Annotated in this window: 20 protein-coding genes and 1 pseudogene; 6 read left to right on the top strand and 15 right to left on the bottom strand. The window is 69.7% G+C overall.

Annotated elements, in window-relative coordinates:
* Positions 1-10 precede the first annotated feature (10 nt).
* Positions 11-547, top strand: coding sequence for a GNAT family N-acetyltransferase (locus FB600_RS13160; protein ID WP_098154375.1), 537 nt, complete (start codon positions 11-13; stop codon positions 545-547).
* Between the two features lie 260 nt (positions 548-807).
* Positions 808-1,437, top strand: coding sequence for an SDR family oxidoreductase (locus FB600_RS13155; RefSeq protein ID WP_036052222.1), 630 nt, complete (start codon positions 808-810; stop codon positions 1,435-1,437).
* 70 nt (positions 1,438-1,507) lie between these two features.
* On the opposite strand, the gene FB600_RS13150 is transcribed toward FB600_RS13155, so the two are convergent.
* Positions 1,508-2,056: a peroxiredoxin gene (locus tag FB600_RS13150; protein WP_096749450.1), complete on the bottom strand. Its 549-nt coding sequence runs from the start codon at positions 2,054-2,056 to the stop codon at positions 1,508-1,510.
* Between the two features lie 276 nt (positions 2,057-2,332).
* Here FB600_RS13150 and cdpA point away from each other — a divergent pair, with 276 nt between their 5' ends.
* Positions 2,333-4,075 carry a cyclic di-GMP phosphodiesterase CdpA gene (gene cdpA, locus FB600_RS13145; protein WP_193759520.1) on the top strand — a complete coding sequence of 581 codons (1,743 nt, stop codon included), beginning with the start codon at positions 2,333-2,335 and terminating at the stop codon, positions 4,073-4,075.
* Positions 4,076-4,100: 25 nt separating this feature from the next.
* Positions 4,101-5,570: an HDOD domain-containing protein gene (locus FB600_RS13140; RefSeq protein WP_096749452.1), complete on the top strand. Its 1,470-nt coding sequence runs from the start codon at positions 4,101-4,103 to the stop codon at positions 5,568-5,570.
* Between the two features lie 87 nt (positions 5,571-5,657).
* Here FB600_RS13140 and FB600_RS13135 read toward each other — a convergent pair whose 3' ends face one another.
* From FB600_RS13135 to FB600_RS13085, 11 genes are all read right to left on the bottom strand, one after another.
* A complete protein-coding gene (locus FB600_RS13135; RefSeq protein WP_096749453.1) occupies positions 5,658-6,455 on the bottom strand; it encodes an ABC transporter substrate-binding protein in 798 nt (265 codons plus the stop codon).
* 232 nt (positions 6,456-6,687) lie between these two features.
* The gene (gene astE, locus FB600_RS13130; protein ID WP_096749454.1) at positions 6,688-7,782 is read right to left on the bottom strand and encodes a succinylglutamate desuccinylase; all 1,095 of its coding nucleotides are present in this window, start codon (positions 7,780-7,782) and stop codon (positions 6,688-6,690) included.
* The gene (gene astB, locus FB600_RS13125; RefSeq protein ID WP_096749455.1) at positions 7,766-9,118 is read right to left on the bottom strand and encodes an N-succinylarginine dihydrolase; all 1,353 of its coding nucleotides are present in this window, start codon (positions 9,116-9,118) and stop codon (positions 7,766-7,768) included. Before astB ends, astE begins: the two co-directional genes overlap by 17 nt.
* Before the next feature lie 13 nt (positions 9,119-9,131).
* Positions 9,132-10,595 carry a succinylglutamate-semialdehyde dehydrogenase gene (gene astD / locus FB600_RS13120; RefSeq protein ID WP_096749456.1) on the bottom strand — a complete coding sequence of 488 codons (1,464 nt, stop codon included), beginning with the start codon at positions 10,593-10,595 and terminating at the stop codon, positions 9,132-9,134.
* A gap of 4 nt (positions 10,596-10,599) precedes the next feature.
* The gene (gene astA / locus FB600_RS13115; protein WP_145756930.1) at positions 10,600-11,634 is read right to left on the bottom strand and encodes an arginine N-succinyltransferase; all 1,035 of its coding nucleotides are present in this window, start codon (positions 11,632-11,634) and stop codon (positions 10,600-10,602) included.
* Positions 11,631-12,719: an arginine/ornithine succinyltransferase subunit alpha gene (gene aruF, locus FB600_RS13110; RefSeq protein ID WP_096749458.1), complete on the bottom strand. Its 1,089-nt coding sequence runs from the start codon at positions 12,717-12,719 to the stop codon at positions 11,631-11,633. The genes astA and aruF overlap by 4 nt, the downstream gene beginning before the upstream one ends.
* A 31-nt stretch (positions 12,720-12,750) precedes the next feature.
* The gene (locus FB600_RS13105; RefSeq protein WP_145756931.1) at positions 12,751-13,980 is read right to left on the bottom strand and encodes an aspartate aminotransferase family protein; all 1,230 of its coding nucleotides are present in this window, start codon (positions 13,978-13,980) and stop codon (positions 12,751-12,753) included.
* Positions 13,981-14,169: 189 nt separating this feature from the next.
* Positions 14,170-15,216: a GlxA family transcriptional regulator gene (locus tag FB600_RS13100; RefSeq protein WP_013697180.1), complete on the bottom strand. Its 1,047-nt coding sequence runs from the start codon at positions 15,214-15,216 to the stop codon at positions 14,170-14,172.
* 11 nt (positions 15,217-15,227) lie between these two features.
* A complete protein-coding gene (locus FB600_RS13095; protein ID WP_096749460.1) occupies positions 15,228-16,022 on the bottom strand; it encodes an ABC transporter ATP-binding protein in 795 nt (264 codons plus the stop codon).
* 26 nt (positions 16,023-16,048) lie between these two features.
* Positions 16,049-16,762 carry an ABC transporter permease gene (locus tag FB600_RS13090; protein WP_013697178.1) on the bottom strand — a complete coding sequence of 238 codons (714 nt, stop codon included), beginning with the start codon at positions 16,760-16,762 and terminating at the stop codon, positions 16,049-16,051.
* Entirely contained in the window at positions 16,759-17,448 is a 690-nt protein-coding gene (locus tag FB600_RS13085) for an ABC transporter permease (protein WP_013697177.1), read from the bottom strand. Before FB600_RS13085 ends, FB600_RS13090 begins: the two co-directional genes overlap by 4 nt.
* A 362-nt stretch (positions 17,449-17,810) precedes the next feature.
* Here FB600_RS13085 and FB600_RS13080 point away from each other — a divergent pair, with 362 nt between their 5' ends.
* On the top strand, positions 17,811-18,788 hold the full coding sequence (locus FB600_RS13080) for a helix-turn-helix domain-containing GNAT family N-acetyltransferase (protein ID WP_096750642.1): 978 nt from the start codon (positions 17,811-17,813) through the stop codon (positions 18,786-18,788).
* A complete protein-coding gene (locus FB600_RS13075; RefSeq protein ID WP_013697175.1) occupies positions 18,788-19,273 on the top strand; it encodes a GNAT family N-acetyltransferase in 486 nt (161 codons plus the stop codon). The genes FB600_RS13080 and FB600_RS13075 overlap by 1 nt, the downstream gene beginning before the upstream one ends.
* Here the strand turns inward: FB600_RS13075 and FB600_RS13070 are convergent.
* From FB600_RS13070 to bamE, 3 genes and pseudogenes are all read right to left on the bottom strand, one after another.
* Complete coding sequence (locus FB600_RS13070) at positions 19,240-19,701, bottom strand: thiamine pyrophosphate-dependent enzyme (RefSeq protein ID WP_208455722.1); 462 nt, start codon at positions 19,699-19,701, stop codon at positions 19,240-19,242. The two genes, FB600_RS13075 and FB600_RS13070, sit on opposite strands and share 34 nt — an antisense overlap.
* An 81-nt stretch (positions 19,702-19,782) precedes the next feature.
* Positions 19,783-20,620: pseudogene (locus FB600_RS13065) on the bottom strand (helix-turn-helix domain-containing protein).
* Positions 20,621-20,633: 13 nt separating this feature from the next.
* Positions 20,634-21,206 (bottom strand): outer membrane protein assembly factor BamE, encoded by a 573-nt coding sequence (gene bamE, locus FB600_RS13060; RefSeq protein WP_036030168.1) that lies wholly within the window; start codon positions 21,204-21,206, stop codon positions 20,634-20,636.
* Positions 21,207-21,250 lie beyond the last annotated feature (44 nt).

Genomic DNA, 21,250 nt, shown 5'->3' with positions numbered 1-21,250 from the left:
GCGCGCCGCGATGAGGCAGCGGGAAACCGCCCGCGCCGCGACGCACCTCGAAGCGGACGCGCTGGCGATGCGCGCGCTCACGCGCGAGGCCGACGAGGCCGCCGTGCTGCGCCTGTTCCTGGCCGCCCCGGCCTATACGCTGGCCGTCGAGGGCCGCATGCCTTGCCAGGACGATGTCGACGACTTCTTCGAGGGCATGCCGCCCGGCAAGCGCGCGGCCGACAAGTTCATGCTCGGTTTCGAACTCGGCGCCGAAACCATCGGCTGCGCCGACCTGATCCGCGCCCACCCCGAGCCCGACTGCGCCTTCCTCGGCCTGCTGCTGTTCGACCAGGCCCGGCAGGGCCGCGGTCACGGCCGCGCCGCGCTGGGCCTGATCGAGACGCTCGCGCGCGGCTGGGGCGCGACGCGGCTGCGGCTGGCCGCCGTGTCGAGCCATCCGCGCGCGGTGGCGTTCTGGCAGCGCGAGGGCTTCGCGCTGTGCTCGCGCGTGAGCCAGCCGCGCTTCACCGGCGAACTGCTGGTGATGGAACGCGCGATCGGCTGAAGACGCGGCGCCGTCGTCCTCTCGCCTGCTGCTCGCATCCCATTGCATCGCGGCGCCCTTCTCCGCTGTCGCGCCGCCGCTTCCTCGCCATCGCCTTGTCGTGGGCATTCTGTAAGATATCGGTCGATCCACCGTCCTCGTCCATCCGGCCGGGCGCCACCGTCCACGCCTGCGTGCGGGGACGGATTCGGCATACACTGGTGGCTCCTGCGTCGCCCGGCGCGGCCGGCGAGGACGCGGCGTCACGAAGGAGCGGTTCCATGTCGATGAAGGTATTGCTGATCGGTGCGACCGGCCGGACCGGCCATGCGCTCGCGGACCTGCTGCTCAAGCAGCGGGATTTCGAACTGACGGCGCTCGCGCGCCGGCCCGGCTTCGCCCTGCCCGGCGCGAAGCCGGTGGTGGCCGATCTGAACGGCGATTTCTCGGCCGCGTTCCAGGGCATCAGCCATGCGATCTACGCGGCCGGCTCGGCCGAATCGGAAGGCGAGGCCCAGGAAGCCGCGATCGACCGCGACGCGGTCGGCCGCGCCGCCGAATACGCCAAGGCCGCCAACCTGCAGAAACTGGTGGTGATCAGCTCGCTGAGCGCCTACGAACCCGAGCGCGGCCCCGCCGAGCTGGCCCATTACTCGCGCATGAAGCGCGAGGGCGACGATCGCGTGATCGCCTCCGGCGTCGACTACGTGATCCTGCGCCCCGGCCCGCTGTCGGACCAACCCGGCGTCGGCAAGATCGCGCTGACCGACCGCTGGCAGGAAGACGCCACGCCGGTGGCCCGCCAGGACGTCGCCTGGGCCGCCGTCGAGGCGATCAAGCTCGGCATCTCGCGCAAGATCATCGGCTTCATCGGCGGCGGCAGCCCGATCGAGCAGGCCTTGCGCGCCTGAAGCGCGTCGCCTGCCCTCCATGAAAGAAGCGCCCCGAGGGGCGCTTCTTTCGTCCGGCTCGCGGCCGCGCTTACTGCGTCTTGTGGGCAGCCGCCCAGGCCTTGACCGCGTTCATGGTGTTCTCCACGTGCTTGTCCGGCGACATGCTGGTGTACTCGTAGAGCACCTTGCCTTCGGGCGAAATCACGTAGGATACGCGGTTGGCGCGGTCCACGGCCGGCAGCTTGGCGTCGTACTCGCGGATGATCTTCGCGTCCGGGTCGGCGGCCACCGGGAATTTGCTGCGGCACTCGCTGACCGAGAACTTGGTCAGCGTGTCGATCTTGTCGGCCGACACGCCGATCACGGTCGCGCCGTACTTCTTGTAGTCGTCCACCGCGTCCGCGAAGGCATGGGCCTCGATGGTGCAGCCGGTGGTGAAGGCGGCCGGGTAGAAGTACAGCACCACCGGGCCCTTCTTCAGCTGGTCGGCCAGCGAATAGTCGTAGGTCTTGCCGCCGATCGAGGCCTGCGTGGTGAAATCGGGCGCCGCGTCGCCCGCCTTCAGCACCGCCTGCGCGGCCAGCGCGTGCATGGCCAGCGCCGCCACGGCCAGGCTCGACAGAATTTTCCGCTTCATTTTGTTCCTCGTTTTCAATAAAGTCCGGGAGTGTCCCGCCCCCGCTCGTTCGCCTGTCGAACGAATCGCCAGCCAAATCAAGCGATTTGCATACCAGTACCGCACCACTGGCTAAAGAATCGGAGCCGATAGCCGTTATTGCAACCGAACCAGCGGTTCCAGCCTCACCAGCCAGCGAGAAACATGGAAGCCAACAGGAACACGTCGCCGCACAAGCGCACCTGGCGTCACGCCCTACGCGCGCTGCGCCGACTCGCCTGGTCCGGCGGCGCCTTGATGCCCGCCCGGGCCAGCGCGCCACGCGACGATGATACCGTCCGCCACTGGCTCGAACAGACCGTCGGCGCGGTCGATTTTCTTGCCCACGTCGACCGCGACCTGCGCTTCCTCTACGTCTCGGAAGCCAGCCTGCGTTTCATCGGCTATCACCGCGACTACCTGCGCACGCTGACCCTGCGCGACCTGATCCCCGAGCAGGATACCGCGACGCTGGAGGCCTTGCTCGCCCGGGCGAGCCAGACCGGCCATGTCGAGAAGGCCACGGTCTGCATCGTCAAGTCGCTGACCTATCCGCTCGACGTGGAACTGCGCGCGGTGCGCAGCCATCACGCCGGCGTCGACGGCTACGCGATCGCCGCCTTCGACGTGTCGGCCTGGCGCGCGCTGGAGGCGCGCCTCACCTACGAGATGCACCACGACCCGATGACGGGGCTCGACAACCTGTCGGCGCTGATCCCCGGGCTGATGGAGGCGCAGCGCGCGGCCGACGAGGACGGCCGCTGCGCGGCGCTGCTGCTGCTCGACCTGGACGACTACCAGCGCATCAACCGCGGGCTCGGCTACGACGCCGGCGACATGCTGCTGCGCGACACCGCCCAGCGCCTGCGCGGCGCGATCGCCGACGAGGAGCGGCTGGCGCGGGTGGCCAGCGACAAGTTCGCGATCGTGTTCAACGCGCCCGACCGCGAGGCCGCGCGCGATCGCGCCCAGGCGCTGGCGCGGCGCCTGCAGGCGGCGATCCAGCCGCCCTATCGCTACGACGGCCAGTCAGTGCACCTGTCGGCCAGCATCGGCATCGCGCTGTACCCGGACGAGCGCCCGGCCGCCACCCGCCCGCATCATCACAGCCCGCTGCTGCGCCGCGCCGACCACGCGCTGACGCAGGCCAAGGCGCTCGGCGGCAATACCCTGGCCTTCCACCAGAGCGCGGCCGACCCGACCGACGCCGAGCGGCTCAAGCTCGAATCCGATCTCTACGACGGCGTGCGCAACGGCGAATTCTCGCTGCACTTCCAGCCGATCACGGAAAGCCGCAGCGGCGCGGTGGCCGGCGTGGAGGCGCTGATCCGCTGGCACCACCCGGTGCACGGGTTGGTGCCGCCCGCCACCTTCATCCCGCTGGCCGAATCAATCGGCCTGATTCATTACCTCGGCAACTGGGTGCTGAAGGCCGCCTGCATGCAGCTGGTGTCCTGGGACGACCAGGGCATCGTGCTCGAATACGTGGCCGTCAACGTCTCGCCGCAGCAGTTCCGCGACCCGCGCTTCGTGCAGGGCGTGCGCGAGGCGATCGCGCTGACCGGCATCAGCCCGCAGCGCATCGTGCTGGAGATCACCGAGAGCCTGCTGATGCACGACCCGGTCGGCGCCAAGGCCCTGCTCGAGGAGGTGGCCGCGCTGGGGATTCGTTTTGCCGTCGACGACTTCGGCACCGGCTACTCCAGCCTCGCCTACCTGCAACGTTTTCCGCTCGCCCGCCTGAAGATCGACCGCAGTTTCGTCGAAAATCTGTTGACGTCGCGCAATGATCGCGCGATCGTGTCGGCCGTCGTCGGACTTGCGCAGACGCTAGACCTCGAACTCGTCGCCGAAGGCGTCGAGACGGAGGCCCAGCGCGCACTGCTGACGGAAATGGGTTGCGACCATATCCAGGGCTGGCTCGTGTGTCGTGCGCTACCATCCGACGAACTCGCCCAGCGTTTCGAGGCTCGTCTGCTTCACCTGCGCGAAACGGCCTGAGGGCCGGCACCGAGCCATTAACCGTATGACGACATACACCGAACACCTGCCGAAAGCGGCGCTGCTCGACAAGCTGTGGGCGCGCATGAACGACCGCGGCGATTTTCCGATGCTGTCGGATTCGCTGCGCGCGACCATGGCCGCGATCGACAACGACAACCTCGACTTCACCGCGCTGGTGGGCGTGGTGCTGTCCGACTTCGCGCTCACGCAGAAGGTGATCCGGCTCGCCAACTCGGCGATGTACATCGCGTTCGGCGGCAACATCACCACCGTGACCCGCGCCCTGATGGTGCTGGGCATGGACGCGGTCGGCCACCTGGTGGTCGGCCTGAAGCTGGTCGACCACTTCCATCAGGGCGCCTCGCAGCGCATCGACGCCAAGCTGGAGCTGAACCGCGCGCTGCTGTCGGGCTGCGTGGCGCGCAGCCTGACCGAGGATGCGGAGCTGCGCGCCGGCGAGGAGGCGATCGTCTGCACCCTGATGCGCCAGGTCGGCAAGCTGCTGGTGGTGTTCTACCTGGACAGCGAGTGGGACGCGATCCGCCGCCGCGCGGCCGAACTCGGCGGCAACGACGCCGCCGCCTGCGTCGACGTGCTGGGCGTGGGCTTCGACGAGATCGGCCGGGAGGCCGCGCTGCGCTGGCGCCTGCCCGAGTCGATCCGCGCCGGCATCGCGCCGTTCGACCCGGCCGACGAAACCAGCGCGGAAAGCATCCAGTGGCTGCGCGCGGTCAGCGACTGCTCGACCGAGGTGGCCGCGGTGATGACCACCCCGGGCCTGAGCGCCGGCCAGCGCGACACGCGCCTGCTGGCGCTGGCCCAGCGCTTCGCCGCCACGCTCGAGATCGAGCCCGACGAATTGGTGCGTATCGCCCGCGAGCTGGCCCACGACGAGGCCAGCGACACGGTGCTGCGCGAGATCGTGGCGCTGCGCGCCAACGCGGCGGCGCTCGAACGCGCGGCCGCCGAGCCGCAGGCCACGCTCGACACCGGGCTGGCCGACCTGCGCGCGCTGCCCACCGAGAACCAGCAGGAACACGTGCTGGCGCTGGCCTCCGAAAGCGTCCTGGCGGGCCTCGCGCTGTCGCGCACCATCATGTTCGTGCGCGATGCCGACGGGGTGTTTTCGGCCAGGCTGGGTTTCGGTTTCGGCGTGGAGGCCGCGCTGCCGCGCATGCGCTTTCACGAGACCTTCGAGCCCGACGTGTTCCACCTGGCGATCTCGAACTCGGTCGGGATCTTCATCGAGGACGCGCACGAGCCGAAGATGCGCCGCCGCCTGCCCGCCTGGTACCGCGACGCGCTGCCCGACGTGCACGGCTTCGTGCTGCTGCCGGTGCGCAGCGGCGATCACTGCGCGGCCCTGCTCTACGGCGATTGGTCGGGCCCGCAGCGCACCCAGCGCATCGCCCATCGCGAGATGGCGGTGCTCAACAATATCGGCGCCGAGCTGAGCCGCTTCTTCTCGCTGCGGGACGGCGAGGCGCACTGAGCCGCGCCCGCCGCCCGCGACGGACAAAAAAACCGGCCGCCCCCAGACGGGAGCGGCCGGTTTTTTCTTGTCGCCGGCTCCGGCGGCTTACTTCAGCACCACCGGCACGCTGAAATACTTCTTCGCCAGCTTGTCGATCGTGCCGTCGGCCTTCAGGTCCTTCAGCGCGCCGTTGATGGCGTTGCGCAGGTCGGTGTCGTTCTTGCGCAGGCCGAAACCGACGCCCGAGCCGAGGATCTCGGCATCGACCACCTGCGGGCCCGCGAACGCGAAGCCGGCGGCCTGCGGCTTGGCCAGGAAGCCCTTGGCGGCCGCTTCCGAATCCTGGAAGGTGGCGTCCAGGCGGCCCGACTTCAGGTCCTCGTAGGCCAGGTCCTGGGTCTGGTAGGGCACCACCTCGACGCCGGCCGGGGCCCAGCGCGCCTTGGCGTAGGACTCCTGGATCGTGCCCTGCAGCACGCCGACGCGCTTGCCCTTGAGCGAGGCGGGCGTGGGCAGCAGGCCGCTGCCCTTCTTCGCGATCAGCTGGTTCGGGATCGAGTAGATCGGATCGGTGAACGCGACCGCCTTCTTGCGCTGGTCGGTGATCGTCATGTCCGAATTGATCGCGTCGAACTTGCGGGCCTGCAGCGCCGGGATCAGGCCGTCGAAGTCGTTCTCGACCCACACGCACTTGACCTTCAGCTTCGCGCACACGGCATTGCCGACATCGATGTCGAAACCGGCGAGCTTGCCGTCGGGCAGCTTGTACTCGAACGGCGCATACGAGGCCTCGACGCCGAAGCGGATCTGCTTCAGGTCGGCGGCGCTCGCGCCGGACAGGGTGGACATCGCGGCGGCCGTCGCCACCGCGCCCGCGGCCATCTTTCGCCAGTTCAACTTCATCGGAAGGTTCTCCTCGAGATACAGATCGGTTCTTGGACAAACGGGCGCGCGCCCTCGTGGGACGGGCGCCCGGACACTACGCACGGGTCAAACCGTGATGCGGCGGAAAACGCCGCAAGGGCGCGATTGTACCGCCGCGCGCGCCGCGCCCCGCCGCGAGCGGGCCGGCTTGCCGCGCGACGCGGCGCGCGAAGGGCCGCTCCGCATCGAGCCCAACCGCGCCGGGCGGCCTTCAGCCGAGCGCGGCCAGCGTGGCCTCGGTGGTCTCCACCACCATCAGCCCGGCTCGCAGGCCCGGCTTGACCGCCGGGTTCGGGAACACGATGCGCTCCTCGTCGTGCGAGACCAGGTAGCGATAGTCGCCGTCGCGCGCGACCAGGGTGCCGCGCGCCAGCGGCGTGAAATTCGCCACGTCGCCGGCCACCAGCAGCTCGAAAGCCTCGCTCTGCTTGGTGAGCTGGCCGATCACGGTGAACACGCGCGGCAACAGGGGCGCCAGGGGCGCCGCGGCGGCGGCGGCGGCGTCCGCGACGGCGCCGCCGACTTCACCCGCGACCAGCGCGCGCACCGCCGCATCGGCGCCGGCGAAGCGCGACAGCTCGTTCTGGCCGAACGGGCGCACCTTGCCGAGCTCCAGCGTGCAGGCCAGCGCCCCGCAGGCGCTCGCGCAGAACTGCGAATAGGTATTGCCCGCCTCGGTATGCAGCAGCACCGCCGCGATCCGCGCGCGCGCCAGCCAGTCGATCATGGCACGCGCCGGCGGCTCGCCGATATGCGGCAGCAGCGCGAACTGCTCGAAGGCCGAGGCGCGGATCGCCGTGTGCATGTCGAGGTGCCAGCGCGCCTGGCGAGACTCGGGGGCGGTGGCGAAGAACTCGCGCGCCGCGGCCTCGAGCACGGCCGCGCGCGGTGCGTCGCGGCTGCCTTCGCGCTGCGCGTGGCGGCCGTTGAACAGGCGGTTCAGGTCGTCGTCGAGGTAGCGCGTGCCGGCACGCATCGCCGCCGGGTGGCCCAGCACCACCAGCAGGCGGTTCGCCAAGGGCAGCGCGCCGCGCGCCAGGTCGCGCACCATCATCGACAGCAGTTCGATCGGCGCGGTTTCGTCGCCGTGCACACCGGCCGATACCAGCAGGCTGGCCGACGCCGCGGCCCCCGCCGCCGAGGCTGCCGGACCAAGTTCCAGCAGGCCCTCGCCTCGCCAGGCGTAGCGCACCGCCCCGCCGGCGCAGACGCCCTCGCGCGCGTCGGGCGTCCCGCCGGCCAGCGTGAAGGCCAGGAAATCGTCGAGCCAGGCGGACGCGCCGCCGCGATCAGCGCTGGAAGTCATACAGCGAACCGAGCTCGAGGATCTGCGTCAGCTCGTCGAGCGCGGTGCGCGACTCGTCGAGCAGAGCCGGGTCGGTCAGGTCGGACGGCGCGAGGCGGTCGCGATAGTGCTTCTCGATCCAGGCGTCGAGCGAGCCGAACAGCGCGTCGTCGATCCACACGTTCGGCCGCACCGCGGCGCGCTCGGCCTCGTTCAGTACCACGCGCAGGCGCAGGCAGGCGGGGCCGCCGCCGTTCTTCATGCTCTCGCGCAGGTCGAACACCAGCACCTCGCCGATCGGGCCGTTGCCGGCCGCCAGCGCGTCGAGATAGCGTCCCACGCGCTCGTTCTCGCGGCATTCCTGCGGCACCACCAGCACCTGCGAGCCGTCGGCGCGCGACAGCAGCTGGCTGTTGAACAGGTAGGAGCCGACCGCGTCGGCCACGCTCACCGCCGCCTCGGGCACCTCGATCACGTTCAGATGCGCGCCGCGCGTCGCCAGCGAGGCCGTCAGCGCGTCATACACCGACTGGCGCTCGGCGAAGGCCAGCTCGTGGCAGAACAGCGTGTCGCGATTGCCGACCGCGATCACGTCGTTGTGGAACACGCCCGCATCGATCACCTCGGGGTTCTGCAACGCGTAGACGGTCGCGTCCTCGGCCAGGCCGTGGCGCTGCGCCACCGCGCGGCTCGCCTCGAAGGTCTGGCGCGCCGGAAAGCGCTTGGGCTCGGGCCCGCGCCGGTACTCGCTGCGGCCGTAGACGAAGAATTCGACGCCGGCGCTGCCGTATTCGGCGCACAAGCGCGTGTGGTTGGCCGCGCCCTCGTCGCCGAGCGCCGGCGTGCCGGGCAGCGCGTCGTGCACCATGAAGCGCGACTCGTCGGCGAAGATCGCCGACAGCGTGCGGCGCGTCGATTCGTGCTCGATCGCGCGATGCAGCTTGCTGCACAGGTTGGCCGGCGTGAAGTGGACCCGCCCGTCGCCGGTATCGGCCGAGGGGCTGACGGTGGCCGCGTTGGCGGTCCACATCGCCGAGGCCGAGCTGGCGGCCGCCAGCAGCTCGGGCGCTTCCCTGGCGGCCTTGGCGATCACGTCGGCGTCCTTGCCCGAGAAGCCGAGCTCGCGCAGCAGGCGCAGCGAGGGGCGCTCCTGCGGCGGCAGCACGCCCTGCGCGAAGCCGAGATCGGCGAGCTGCTTCATCTTGCGCAGCCCCTGCTTGGCGGCGGCCTTCGGGTTGGCCGCCGACTTCTCGTTGCTCAGCGAGGCCACGTTGCCGAACGACAGCCCCGCGTAGTTGTGGGTCGGGCCGACCAGCCCGTCGAAATTCGCCTCGATGGCGTTGCGCGTTGCGTTCATGGTCGTTTCCTGCTCAGAAATGGAGGCCGGGCGAGAGGCTTGCCGGCATGTTCAGCCGTTCGCTCTCGACCGAGGCCATCGGGTAGGCGCAGTAGTCGGCCGCGTAATAGGCGCTGGGCCGATGGTTGCCCGAGCGGCCGGTGCCGCCGAACGGCGCGGCGGAAGAAGCGCCGTTGGTCGGCCGGTTCCAGTTGACGATGCCGGCGCGGATGCTGCGCTGGAAATGCGCCCAGGCATCGGCGTCGTCGGACAGCAGCCCGGCCGACAGGCCGTAGGCGGTGTCGTTGGCCAGCGCGATCGCCTCGTCGAAGCTGCCGTAGCGGATCACCTGCGCGAGCGGGCCGAAATATTCGGTGTCCGGAAGATCGCGCACCGCCGTGACGTCGAGGATCGCCGCGTTGACGAAGCCGAGCTTCGGGTCGCGCTGCTCCATGGCGATCAGCGCCTGCGCGCCGGCGCCCAGCAGCGAGGCCTGCGCCTCGACCAGGCGCGAGGCCGCGCGCGCCGAGATCACCGCGCCCATGAAGGGCTGCGGCTCGGCGTCGTAACGACCGGCGCGGATCCGCGCCGTGACCTCGACGAAGCGCGCCAGGAAACGCTCGCCATCCGCGCCTTCCGGCACGAAGATGCGGCGCGCGCAGGTGCAGCGCTGCCCGGCCGACAGGAAGGCCGACTGGATGGTGTGATGCACGGCCGCGTCGAGATCGGCCACGTCGCCGATCACCAGCGGGTTGTTGCCGCCCATCTCCAGCGCCAGCACGATCTCGGGCCGGCCGCCGAACTGGCGGTGCAGCAGGGTGCCCGTGTCCGAGCTGCCGGTGAAGAACAGCCCGTCGATCTGGCGATGGTTGGCCAGCGCCACGCCGGTTTCCTTCTCGCCCTGCACCAGGTTCAGCACGCCGGCCGGCAGCCCCGCGTCGCGCCAGGCCTCGACGGTGGCGCGCGCCACGCCCGGCGCCAGCTCGGAAGGCTTGAACACCACCGTGTTGCCGGCGATCAGGGCCGGCACGATATGGCCGTTGGGCAGGTGGCCCGGGAAGTTGTACGGCCCGAACACCGCCACCACGCCATGCGGGCGATGCCGCAGCACGGCCGTGCCGTCGGCCATCGCGGTGCGCTTCTCGCCGGTGCGCTCGTGGTAGGACGTGATCGAGATCTCGACCTTGGCGGCCATGGTCGCCACCTCGGTGCGCGCCTCCCACAGCGGCTTGCCGGTCTCGCGGCCGATCGCGGCGGCGATCGTCTCCTTGCGTTCGCCGAGGATCGCGGCGAAGCGCTTGACGATCGCCACCCGCGCCTCGAAGTCGAGCGCCGACCAGGCCGCGAAGGCGCGACGCGCGCTGGCCACGGCGAAGTCGACGTCGGCCGGCGAGGCGCCAGCGCCCTGCCACACCAGCTCGTCGGTGCCGGGGTTGCGCGAGGAGAATTCGGGACCGCTGCCGGCGACCCAGTCGCCGTCGATGAAGAGTTCGGACATGGTGTTATCTCGGTTGTGACTTCAGCGCGTAGACCCGCAGCGTCTCGCCCGCGGCCACGCCGAGCGCGACAGCGTCCTCGGCGCTCAGCACGAAGCGGCCCGCCTCGGTGACGGCGCCGCTGGCCATGCCGACCCGGAAGTCGGCCAGCGAGGTGTTCGAGACCAGCGCGCGCGGCGCGCCCTCGCCCGCCTCGGGCGTGCCGATCTCGACCGGCACCAGCACGCTGTCGCGCACCGTGCGCAGGTCGCCGACGTGGCATTCGAGCACCGGGCCGGCGTCGAAGATGTCGACGTGGTTCTGGTAGCGCAGGCCCTCGGCCTCGAGCATCTTGCGCGCCGGCAGCGTGTCGCGATGGGTCAGGCCGATGCAGTCCTGCGCGTCCTGCGGCAGCAGGTCGACATAGACGGGAAAGCGCGGCATCAGCTCGGCCAGGAAGGACTTGCGGCCGTGCGAGCTGAGGTAGTCGGCGGCGTTGAAATCGATCTGGTAGAAGTGCGAACCGACCGCGCGCCAGAACGGCGAGCTGCCGTGTTCGTCGAAATGGCCGCGCAGCTCGGCGCAGATCCGCTCCGGGAAGCGCTCGCGGAACTGCGCGATGAACATGAAGCGCGAGCGCGAGAGCAGCCCGCCCACGCCGGCGGTGCGATAGCGCGGGCTCAGGAACAGCGAGCAGACCTCGGCATAACCGGTCAGGTCGTGCGAGATGTTCAAGAGCGACATGCGGGTCCACACCCCCAGGTCCTGGCTGGCATGCACCACCGTGCTGACGCGATAGTTGTAGAAGGGCTGGGCCAGGCCGACCTCGGTCTCGATCCCGCACACGCCGGCGATATCGCCGCTGGCGGTGTCCTCCATCACGAAGAAGTAGCCGGCCTCGGCGGGCGAGGCCGCGCCGTCGACGGTGCGCCGCGCGCGCTCGATGCGCGCGGCCAGCGCCTCGCGGTCGGGCTTGAAGGTGGTCAGGCCCGGGCCGGTTTCCTGCGCGAGCGCGACCAGCGCATCGACGTCGCCGGTCTGTACCACGCGAACCACGATCATCGTGCGTCTCCCGAAAGCGTGTTGGTCTCGTCGCGGCGATGCAGCGGCACGCAGCGCACGGTGTCGCCGTCCACCACGCCGAGCGCGGCGCGCGCGGCCGCGTCGAGCGGCGCGTCGATCGCATTGCCCGCGGCCGCGTCGGGCAGGTCGGCCAGCACGCAGCGGAACGCGTCGCCCTCGCCGGTGGCCACCAGGTGCGTGAGGCCGGCGGTATCGGCATCGGCGCTGCTGCCGGCTTGGCCGGCATTGCGCACGGTGCGCGCGCCGTTATGCGTGACGCAGGCGGTGCGATCGATCTGCGCGGTCAGCACCGGGCCCGCATCGAAGATGTCGACGTAGCGATCCGGCTCGAAACCTTCCTCGAGATGGATGTCGTAGGCCAGCAGGCCATGCTGGTTGGGCTCGCCGAGCACGCGCTGCGCCGCTTCCGGCAGCAGCGGCACGTAGACGGGATAGACCGGCATCACCTCGGCGATGAAGGTGCGGCTGCGGCCGCCCGATTCGACCTCGATGTCGGCGAAGTCGCGCCGGAAGAACTTGCGGCCCACCGCCTCCCAGAACGGCGAGGCGCCGTTCTCGTCGGTCACGCCGAGCAGCAGCGAGAACACCTCGGGCGTGAAGCGGCGGCGATGCGCGGCGATGTACATCATGCGCGCGCGCGACACCAGGTGCGCCGCCGCGTCGCCGCGCAGGGAGGGATCGACGTAGAAGCCCGCCAGCCGGCTCTTGCCGGTCAGCTCGTGCGACATGGTCAGCGCGTGGATCTTGCGGTTCACGTGCAGTTCGCGCGAGGCGTGGATCAGCGCGTCGTTGCGGAACGCGTAGAACGGCTCCGAATAGCCCGCCGCGGCGACGATGCTGGCCGTGCCGAGCAGGCGCCCCGTCTCGCTGTCCTCCAGCACGAACAGGTAGAACTCCTCGCCGGGGAAATCGGCGTCGGCGCGAAACGAATCCTCGGACAGCGCCACGCGCGCCTCCAGCGCGCGACGGTCGTGCGGCAGCGAATGCAGCACCGGCCGCGCGGTGCGGGCCATCTGCGCGAGCGCGTCGAGATCGGCAAGCCTGCCGGGGCGTACGAATAGCATCGTCGTTCCTGTGGACGGAGGAAGGCGGGACTCAGCGGCCCGCGGCGATCGCCGCGACCACTGCGTCGACCGCGCGCGCGAAGCGCTCGAGGCCCTCGTCGAGCACCTCGAGCGGGATCACCAGCGAGGGCACGAAGCGCAGCACGTTGGGCCCGGCGATCAGCATGATCACGCCGTGCTCGGCGGCGGCCGTGACGAAGTCCTTGGCGCGGCCCTCGAAGGCCGGGTTCAGCTCGGCGCCGAGCAACAGGCCCTTGCCGCGGATCTCGCTGAACAGGCCGTGCCTGCCGTCGAGCTCGCGCAGCTTGGCGCGGATCCGCTCGCCGCGCTCGGCCACGCCGGCCAGCAGCTTCGGGTCGCTGACCAGTTCCACCACCTTGTCGGCGATCGCCGAGGCGAGCGGGTTGCCGCCGTAGGTGGTGCCGTGCACGCCCACCTTGAAGTGCGCGGCCAGTTCCTCGGTGGTCAGCATCGCGCCGATCGGGAAGCCGTTGCCGAGCGCCTTGGCGGTGGTCAGGATGTCGGGCGTCACGCCCGTGTCCATGTAGGCGTAGAAGTGGCCGGTGCGGCCCACGCCGGTCTGCACCTCGTCGAAGATCAGCAGCGCGCCGTGCGCGTCGCAGGCCTCGCGCAGCGCCTTCAGGAAGGCCGGATCGGCCGGGATCACGCCGCCCTCGCCCTGCACCGGCTCGACGATCACCGCGCAGGTGCGCGGGCCGATCGCGGCGCGCGCGGCCTCGATGTCGTTGTAGGGCAGATGGTGGATGCCGGCCGGCTTCGGGCCGAAGCCGTCGGAATACTTCGGCTGGCCGCCCACGCTGACCGTGAAGAAGGTGCGGCCGTGGAAGGACTGCGCGAACGAGATGATCTCGTATTTGTCCTCGCCGAAGCGATCGAAGGCGACGCGGCGCGCCAGCTTCAACGCGGCCTCGTTGGCCTCGGCGCCGGAGTTCGCGAAGAAGGCGCGATCGGCGAAGGTCAGGCTCTCGAGGCGCCGGGCCAGGCGCAGCACCGGTTCGTTGGTGTAGCCGTTGCCGATGTGCCAGAGCTTGCGGCCCTGCGCCTCGAACACCTTCAGCACTTCCGGGTGGCCGTGGCCGAGCGCGGTCACCGCGATGCCGCCGGCGAAATCGACGTAGTCCTTGCCGGCGGTGTCCCAGACGCGGGAACCCTCGCCGCGGTCGGGCACGAACGGGGCCGGCGAGAATACCGGCACCATCACGTCATCGAAAGTCTGTCGGGTCACGTTCTCGGAGGTCATGGCGGTTCCTTGGTCCAGAAATCACAGCGTTCAGTGTAGGCAACGGGGCGCGATACGTCTTGCGCAATTGCGACGGGTTCTATCGGCTTGGCCGGGGGCGCCTCGCGCCGGGCGCGCGGCGCCGGCCGGCATCACGAGACATGCCCGGGCGGCGACGCTGCAAGCCTGGCGACATCGGCCCCCGCCGCGTCAATCCTCGTCGCCGCGCTCCACCAGCGCGCCGGCGCGCGGCTCGCTCGCGCCGCCATGCTGCTTCTCCAGCCAGGCGCGGCGATCCTCGCGCGGCGTCACGCCGAAGCGCTCGCGGTAGGCGTTCGAGAAATGCGCGGCCGAGGAGAAGCCGCAGGCCAGGCTCACCTGCACCACCGACTTGCTGGTGCGCTGCAGTTGCGTGCGCGCCTTCAAGAGGCGCAGGTTCAGGTAGTACTTGGACGGCATCGCGCCGAGATACTGGCGGAACAGCCGTTCGAGCTGACGTCGCGAGATGCCGACCAGGGACGCGATCTCGTCGGTGGTGAGCGGGTCCTCGACGTTCGCCTCCATCAGCTGCAGCGCATCGTTGAGGCGCGGATGGCGCTCGCCCGGCGCGGTCACGAAGGGAATCCGCTGGCGCGACTCGCCGCTGCGCGGCGTGCCGCAGCCGAGCGCGTCGGCGATCCGCTCGGGCAGCTCGGGGCCGTGGTCGCGGCCGATCATGGCCAGCATGAAATCGATGCTGGCCTGGCCGCCCGCGCAGGTGGCGCGATCGCGGTCGATCTCGTAGATCTGCTGGGTGACGATGGTGCGCTCGAACTGCTCGGCGAACTGCTGGTAGGTCTCCCAGTTCACGGCCACGCGATAGCCGGCCAGTTGCCCCGCCATCGCCAGCCACCACACGCCGTGATGGATGCCGCTGACCAGCGGCGTGCGCTGGCCCACCCGTGCCAGACTGGCGAGGAACAGGCGGTAGTCGGCGAACTGCTGGAAGCGCTCGCTCACCACGATCAGCCAGTCGCAGGCGACAGCGTCGTTGAAGGCCGCGTCGGCGTGCCAGCTCGCGCCGCCCGCGAGCGGCACCGGCTTGCCGTCCCAGGAGCAGACCTGCCAGCGATAGAGCGCCCGGCCCTCGATCTCGTTGGCCAGCGCGAGTGCATCGACGATCGGGCCCACGCCCGACATCGACACGGGCGGCAGCGCGACGATCGCGACCTGCGTCGCGCGCGCCGCGCCGCCGGGACGACCGATCGCTGCCACCACCGCGCCGCCCCTTACTTGAGGCTGCCCGACAGGAATTGCCTGAGGCGCTCGCTCTGCGGACGCGACAGCACCTCGGCGGGATCGCCCTGCTCCTCGGTGCGACCCTGGTGCAGGAACATCACATGGTTCGAGACGTTGCGCGCGAAGCCCATCTCATGCGTCACCACGATCATGGTGCGGCCTTCCTCGGCCAGCTTCTGCATCACCTTCAGCACCTCGCCCACCAGCTCGGGGTCGAGCGCGGAGGTGGGCTCGTCGAACAGCATCACGTCGGGATGCATGGCCAGCGCGCGGGCGATCGCCACGCGCTGCTGCTGGCCGCCCGACAGATGCGAGGGATATTGCTTCTCGACGCGCGGCGGCAGTCCCACCTTCTCGAGGTACTCGCGCGCGCGTTCCTCGGCCTCGCGCCGGGAGAGGCCCAGCACGTGCACCGGCGCCTCCATCACGTTCTCGAGCACGTTCATGTGCGCCCACAGATTGAAGTGCTGGAACACCATCGCGAGCTTGGTGCGGATGCGCTGCAACTGCTTGTGGTCGGCCACCTCCAGCGCGCCGCTCTTGTCGGCCCTGGTGCGCACGGTCTCGCCGTCGACCACGATCTGCCCCGCATTGGGCCGCTCGAGGAAATTGATGCAGCGCAGGAAGGTGCTCTTGCCCGAGCCGCTGGCGCCGATGATGCTGATCACGTCGCCGGCCTTGGCGTCGAGCGAGACGCCCTTGAGCACCTCGTTGTCGCCGTAGCGCTTGTGGATGTCGTGGGCCGCCAGCTTGCTGGCGGCGTTCGGCTGCGTGGTCTGAGCCAACTGGCGTCTCCCGGGATGAGGTCGATTCAATGACGGCCGGCCGCGAGATACGCGAGCCAGTGGCGCTCGGCCCGGCGAAACGCCGCGACGAGTGCGAACGATACCGCAAGATAGATCAGCGCGGCGATCCCGAACGACTGGAACGCCATGTAGGTGGCGGAGTTCGCGTCGCGCGCCACCTTCAGGATGTCGGGCACGGTGGCCGTGAAGGCGACCGTGGTGGCGTGCAGCATCAGGATCACCTCGTTGCTGTAGAGCGGCAGCGCGCGGCGCAGCGCCGAGGGCAGGATCACGCGGCGATACAGGGTCCAGCCGCCCATGCCGTAGGCGCGCGCGGCCTCCACCTCGCCGTGCGAGGTGGCGCGGATCGCGCCGGCGAAGATCTCGGTGGTGTAGGCGCAGGTGTTCAGCGCGAAGGCCAGGATCGCGCAATGGAAGCCGCTGCGGAAGAAGGCGTCGAGCAGCGAGTGCGATCGCACGAACTCCAGGCTGTACATGCCGGTGTAGATCAGCAGCAACTGCACGTAGAGCGGCGTGCCGCGGAACACGTAGGTATAGGCGCGCACCGGCATCGACAGCCAGCGCTTGCGAGAGACGCGCGCCACCGCCAGCGGAATCGCGCAGACGAAGCCGATGCCGATCGAGGCGACCAGCAGCCACAAGGTGACGGCCAGGCCCGAGAGCCGCTGGCCGTCCCAGAACAGGAAGGCCTTGCCGAATTCCTGGAGGATCTCGATCATAGTTCCGCGTGCCTCACGCCCAGCGAGTAGCGCCGCTCGAGCTGCCGCAGCACCAGGTTGGAGACCGTCGTGATCGCCAGGTAGATCAGCGCCGCGACGAGGATGAAGAAGAACATGTTGAAGGTGCTCTTGCCGGCGTCCTGCGCGGCCTTCACCACGTCGGCCAGGCCGATGATCGAGACCAGCGCGGTGGCCTTCACCAGCACCTGCCAGTTGTTGCCGATGCCGGGCAGCGCGAAGCGCATCATCTGCGGGAACAGGATCCGCGTGAACACGCGCAGGCCGCTCATGCCGTAGGCGGCACCCGCCTCCAGCTGGCCGCGCGGCACCGACAGGAAGGCGCCGCGGAAGGTTTCCGTGAAGTAGGCGCCGTAGATGAAGCCGAGCGTCAGCACGCCGGCCACGAACGGGTCGATGTCGATCTGGTCCCAGCCCAGCAGGTCGGTCAGGTCGTTGAGCCAGATCTGGATGCTGTAGAACAGCAGCAGCATCAGCACCAGGTCGGGCACCGAGCGGATCAGGGTGGTGTAGGCGGTGCCGATGCCGCGCATCACGCGGTTGGCGGACAGCTTCGCGACGGCGCCGAGCAGGCCCAGGATCACCGCGGCGGCCAGCGACAGCACCGACAGCTCGATGGTCTGCACGGTGCCCGCCCAGATGACGGGGCCGAATCCGTAGAGGAACACGCGCGTCTCCTGAGATTGTCGAGTCGAATGGGGCCGTCGCGCGGACGGCTTCGGAATGGGGCGGATACTCGCAAGCGAAAAAAACCGGCTCAAATGGAGCGCGGCCGAAATGCTGCATCGCAGCAACGGCTTGCGATGAGCTTGCGGGAAGCCGGGGCGCCCGCAATCAGGGGAACCGGGCGAGCGCGTGGGCGGGCGCGCCGGCTGCGGGCGCTGTTGCCGCCGCGCGTGTTTTTGCAAGTTTCGGGTCGCTTTTTCGATAGCGGGCGCGGCATGATCCGGCGGCGCATGACGCATTTCGTGTTGACAGAGTTGCGGAGCGCAACCAATACTGTTGCGACTCGCAACCATTGGACGCCATCATGGATTTCATCGACCTCCCCGAGCAGAGCCGCGACGCGACCATCCTCGAATTGCGGGACTTCTCCCGCAAGCTGGTGCGCGAGCTGGGCTTCATGCGCACCACGCTGGCCGACAGCGAACTCGCGCCCTCGGCGGTGCACGCGATCCTGGAAATCGGCATGGCGCCCGGCATCAGCGCCAAGGACCTCGGGCAGCGGCTGCGCCTGGACAAGTCCAATACCAGCCGGCAGCTCGCCCGCCTGGAGGCGGCAGGCTACGTGGAGCGACGCGCCGACAGCGAGGACGCGCGCATCTCGGCGCTGAGCCTGACGGCCGAGGGCAGGAAGCTGCGCAGCCGGATCGACCGCTTCGCCACCGAGCAGGTGTCGAACGCGCTGCGCCACCTGGCACCGGCCGACCAGCAGAACCTGCTGCGCTCGTTCGCGCTCTATGCCGATGCGCTGGCCCGGGACAACGACGCCAAGCCCTCCCCTACCCGGGCCGAGGCCTCGAGGATCGTCGAGGGCTACCTGCCGGGCTGCATCGGCGACATCGTCGGCCTGCATGCGCGCTTCTACGCCGAGCATTACGGCTTCCCGGTGTTCTTCGAAAAGCTGGTGGCCACCGAGCTGGCGGCATTCGCCAACCAGTTGCCGGCCGCGGGCAAGGCGCTCTGGCTGCATGTCGAGCAAGGCCGCGTGCTGGCCTCGCTCGCGATCGACAGCGATCTCCAGACGGGCATCGCGCGCCTGCGCTGGTTCATCGTCGACGAGGCGCTGCAAGGCAGCGGCGTGGGACGCGAGCTGATGACGCGGGCGATGCGTTTCGTCGACCAGCAGGGCTTTCGCGAAACCTGGCTCAGCACCTTCAAGGGGCTGGACGCGGCGCGCCATCTGTACGAGTCCTTCGGTTTCGTGCTGAGCGAGCAACACGAGGGAACGCAATGGGGCAGCAGGACCATCGAGCAGCATTTCACCCGCGCCAGGACGGCATCGTGATGCGCGCGACCGAGCCCTTGCCGCCGTCTGTCGAGGAACTGCTGGCGTTCGATACGCTGACGCTGCGCGAGCATACCGAGCAGGCCGGCGACGCCTTCGATCCCGATGCCCAGCGCGAACGGCTGCGGCAGGCGCTGGCCGCCTACGAGATCCGTTCAGTGCGCCGCGACGGCGAGCTGGTGGCCTACGCGATGCTGCGTCCGGAATCGGCGAGCTGCTGGTTCGTCGGCGCGTTCGGCATCCATCCCCGGCATCGCGGTTATGGCGTGCTCGGCGAGCTGTTGGCGAAGCTGGCCGAGCTGGCCGGCGCGCGCGGCATCCGCGAATTCAGGAGCCACGTCTACCGCACCAACCGCCTGTCCATCGCCTTCCATCGCAAGCTGGGATTTCGCGTCACGCGCGAGAACGACAAGGGCTTCGAATTCGTCGTCACGCTGGACGAGCTGGCCAATCACGCCGCCATCCTGCGCGCGACCCGCGCGTGAGCACCCGCCGGTTCCCATTCAGGCCGTGCCGACCGGGAGTTCGATGAGGTTCGGCAGGCCCGAGGCGATGCCGTGTTCGACGGCCGCCGCGATTTCGCCGGCGCGCTCGACACGACGTGCCGGCAGGCCCCAGGTGCCGCCAGCGCCAGGAAGTCGATCGGCGGCTCGTCGAGGTCCATGCCGATGAAACGGCCGGCACGCACGCTGGCGAAGTGATGCTGCGATTTCATGAAGTTCTTCAGGATGTCGTACGAACGGTTGTTGACGATCACGAAGGTCACCGGCAGGTGCTCGTGCGCGGCCGTCCACAAGGCTTGCGGCGCGTAGAGGGCGGAGCCGCGACGCGACTTGCCGGGTTCGGGCGCGGCAGGGCTGCCGCCGGTGGATGGGATCCCCGTCATGGGGCCGGCCTGCTGATTCATGGTCATGGTGTCCTCCTGTCGAAGCGAGGGTAGACCGCGATCCACGACGGCAGCTTGAACGTTATTGCGCTGCCTCGGCCAGCGCGTTCAGCGCGACCGGCTCCAGCGGCCCGGCGATACGCCATGGACCTTCTTGAAATGGCGGCTGAAATGGCTCTGGTCGGCGAAACCGAAGGCGGCGGATACCTCGGTGGCCGACGCGCCCGAGCGCAGCGCGTCGCTGGCCCGGGACAGGCGCACCTGGTTGCGCCAGGCGTGCGGGGCCATGCCGACCTCGCGCGTGAAGATCCGCAGCGCATGAAACTTCGACAGACCGACGGCCTCGGCCAGCACCGACAGTTCGAGCGAGGCCGTCAGGTCGTCGAGCATGCTCGCCTTCATGCGCGCCACCCGGGCTCCGTCCTGCCCGATCGGCCGTGAAGGGGGCCGCGCCTGCGCGTACCGCACCAGCAGCGTCGAGACCGCGTCGAGCAGCATGGATTCGGCGGCCAGCCGGTCGGCGCCGGCTTCAGCATGCGATGCGCGCGCAAGGCGCGCGCCGCGAGGTCGGGGTCCCTGATGATGTCCGAGCCGAACCAGGGCGGCTCGGTGCCGGCCAGCCCGGCCTCGTCGGCGACCTGCCGGACGAAGCCGGTCGGCAGATAGAACGTGCGGCACTGCCAGCCGGCATCGGCCGCGCTCGACCCGGTGTGGATTTCGCCGGGATTGATGATCGGCAGCGAGCCGGCATCGGCCACGTGGCGCGTGCCGCGGTAGTCGTAGCGCTCCGCGCCGCCCTCGATCAGCGAAATCGTGTAGGCCTCGTGCCAGTGAGGCGAATAGCGTGATCGGTGAAGCGGGCCGTCACCATGTCGGCGCCGGGAATCAGCGCCGAGCGCCAGTAATGGGCATCGTTTCGGGGGCCAGCCTTCATCGTCGTCACCATCAGCGTGCCTCGCTCAGCGCCCCGTCGGCAGGTCCGAGCGCGAGGTCGTCGATACCAGCCCGTCGGGACCGAAATGCGCGTTGAAGAACGCGTCCTGGTTCACGCCGTCCTCGCGCCAGCGCCAGCTCCAGACCGTTTCCGGCTTGAGCGGATACTGCGCGACCTCGGTCGGCTTGCCCAGCAGCTGACGCACCTCGTCCTGCGTCATGCCGGGGCGGATCATCGCGAAGTTCTCGGCCGTCAGCACCTGGGTCGCGCCGAGGAACAAGCCGTTGCGGTCGATATCGACCATGTAGGTCTCGTCGCCCATCGGCCCGCGCGGATACTCGAGCCGCTTCGAGCCGTCGATCGCTTGCCGTTCTGTCTCCGGCTTGCCCAGGCGCGAGCGCACCTCCTCCTCGGTCGACACGCCGGGCTTCAGGCCGCGCAGCAGCAACGGCGCCGGCTGGATCGCACGAAAGAATTCCTTGAGTCGATGCACGACCACCTCGTTCTCGTGGCTGTCGCAGCCGCCGAGCAGAAACGTCGCGGCAAGTGCCGAGGCGAGCAGCCAGGGCCGGGCCGGCCGGATTACCGATTCCATCATCGATTGCGGGCGCGCGGTTCGCGCGGGGAAAAGGACAAGCTGGA

This window comes from Burkholderia sp. SJZ089, from assembly GCF_007828315.1.
Classification (GTDB): domain Bacteria; phylum Pseudomonadota; class Gammaproteobacteria; order Burkholderiales; family Burkholderiaceae; genus Burkholderia; species Burkholderia gladioli.
Note: the sequence above shows the minus strand (reverse complement) of the source record. Positions and strands in the feature narration are given on the sequence as shown.

What these genes read in the sequence shown, in the direction of transcription:
- FB600_RS13160 (WP_098154375.1), top strand. Translation starts at nt 11, where the DNA reads ATGAGGCAGCGGGAAACCGCCCGCGCCGCGACGCACCTCGAAGCGGAC.
- FB600_RS13155 (WP_036052222.1), top strand. Translation starts at nt 808, where the DNA reads ATGTCGATGAAGGTATTGCTGATCGGTGCGACCGGCCGGACCGGCCAT.
- FB600_RS13150 (WP_096749450.1), bottom strand. Translation starts at nt 2,056, where the DNA reads ATGAAGCGGAAAATTCTGTCGAGCCTGGCCGTGGCGGCGCTGGCCATG.
- cdpA (WP_193759520.1), top strand. Translation starts at nt 2,333, where the DNA reads ATGCCCGCCCGGGCCAGCGCGCCACGCGACGATGATACCGTCCGCCAC.
- FB600_RS13140 (WP_096749452.1), top strand. Translation starts at nt 4,101, where the DNA reads ATGACGACATACACCGAACACCTGCCGAAAGCGGCGCTGCTCGACAAG.
- FB600_RS13135 (WP_096749453.1), bottom strand. Translation starts at nt 6,455, where the DNA reads ATGAAGTTGAACTGGCGAAAGATGGCCGCGGGCGCGGTGGCGACGGCC.
- astE (WP_096749454.1), bottom strand. Translation starts at nt 7,782, where the DNA reads ATGACTTCCAGCGCTGATCGCGGCGGCGCGTCCGCCTGGCTCGACGAT.
- astB (WP_096749455.1), bottom strand. Translation starts at nt 9,118, where the DNA reads ATGAACGCAACGCGCAACGCCATCGAGGCGAATTTCGACGGGCTGGTC.
- astD (WP_096749456.1), bottom strand. Translation starts at nt 10,595, where the DNA reads ATGTCCGAACTCTTCATCGACGGCGACTGGGTCGCCGGCAGCGGTCCC.
- astA (WP_145756930.1), bottom strand. Translation starts at nt 11,634, where the DNA reads ATGATCGTGGTTCGCGTGGTACAGACCGGCGACGTCGATGCGCTGGTC.
- aruF (WP_096749458.1), bottom strand. Translation starts at nt 12,719, where the DNA reads ATGCTATTCGTACGCCCCGGCAGGCTTGCCGATCTCGACGCGCTCGCG.
- FB600_RS13105 (WP_145756931.1), bottom strand. Translation starts at nt 13,980, where the DNA reads ATGACCTCCGAGAACGTGACCCGACAGACTTTCGATGACGTGATGGTG.
- FB600_RS13090 (WP_013697178.1), bottom strand. Translation starts at nt 16,762, where the DNA reads ATGATCGAGATCCTCCAGGAATTCGGCAAGGCCTTCCTGTTCTGGGAC.
- FB600_RS13080 (WP_096750642.1), top strand. Translation starts at nt 17,811, where the DNA reads ATGGATTTCATCGACCTCCCCGAGCAGAGCCGCGACGCGACCATCCTC.
- FB600_RS13075 (WP_013697175.1), top strand. Translation starts at nt 18,788, where the DNA reads ATGCGCGCGACCGAGCCCTTGCCGCCGTCTGTCGAGGAACTGCTGGCG.
- FB600_RS13070 (WP_208455722.1), bottom strand. Translation starts at nt 19,701, where the DNA reads ATGACCATGAATCAGCAGGCCGGCCCCATGACGGGGATCCCATCCACC.
- bamE (WP_036030168.1), bottom strand. Translation starts at nt 21,206, where the DNA reads ATGATGGAATCGGTAATCCGGCCGGCCCGGCCCTGGCTGCTCGCCTCG.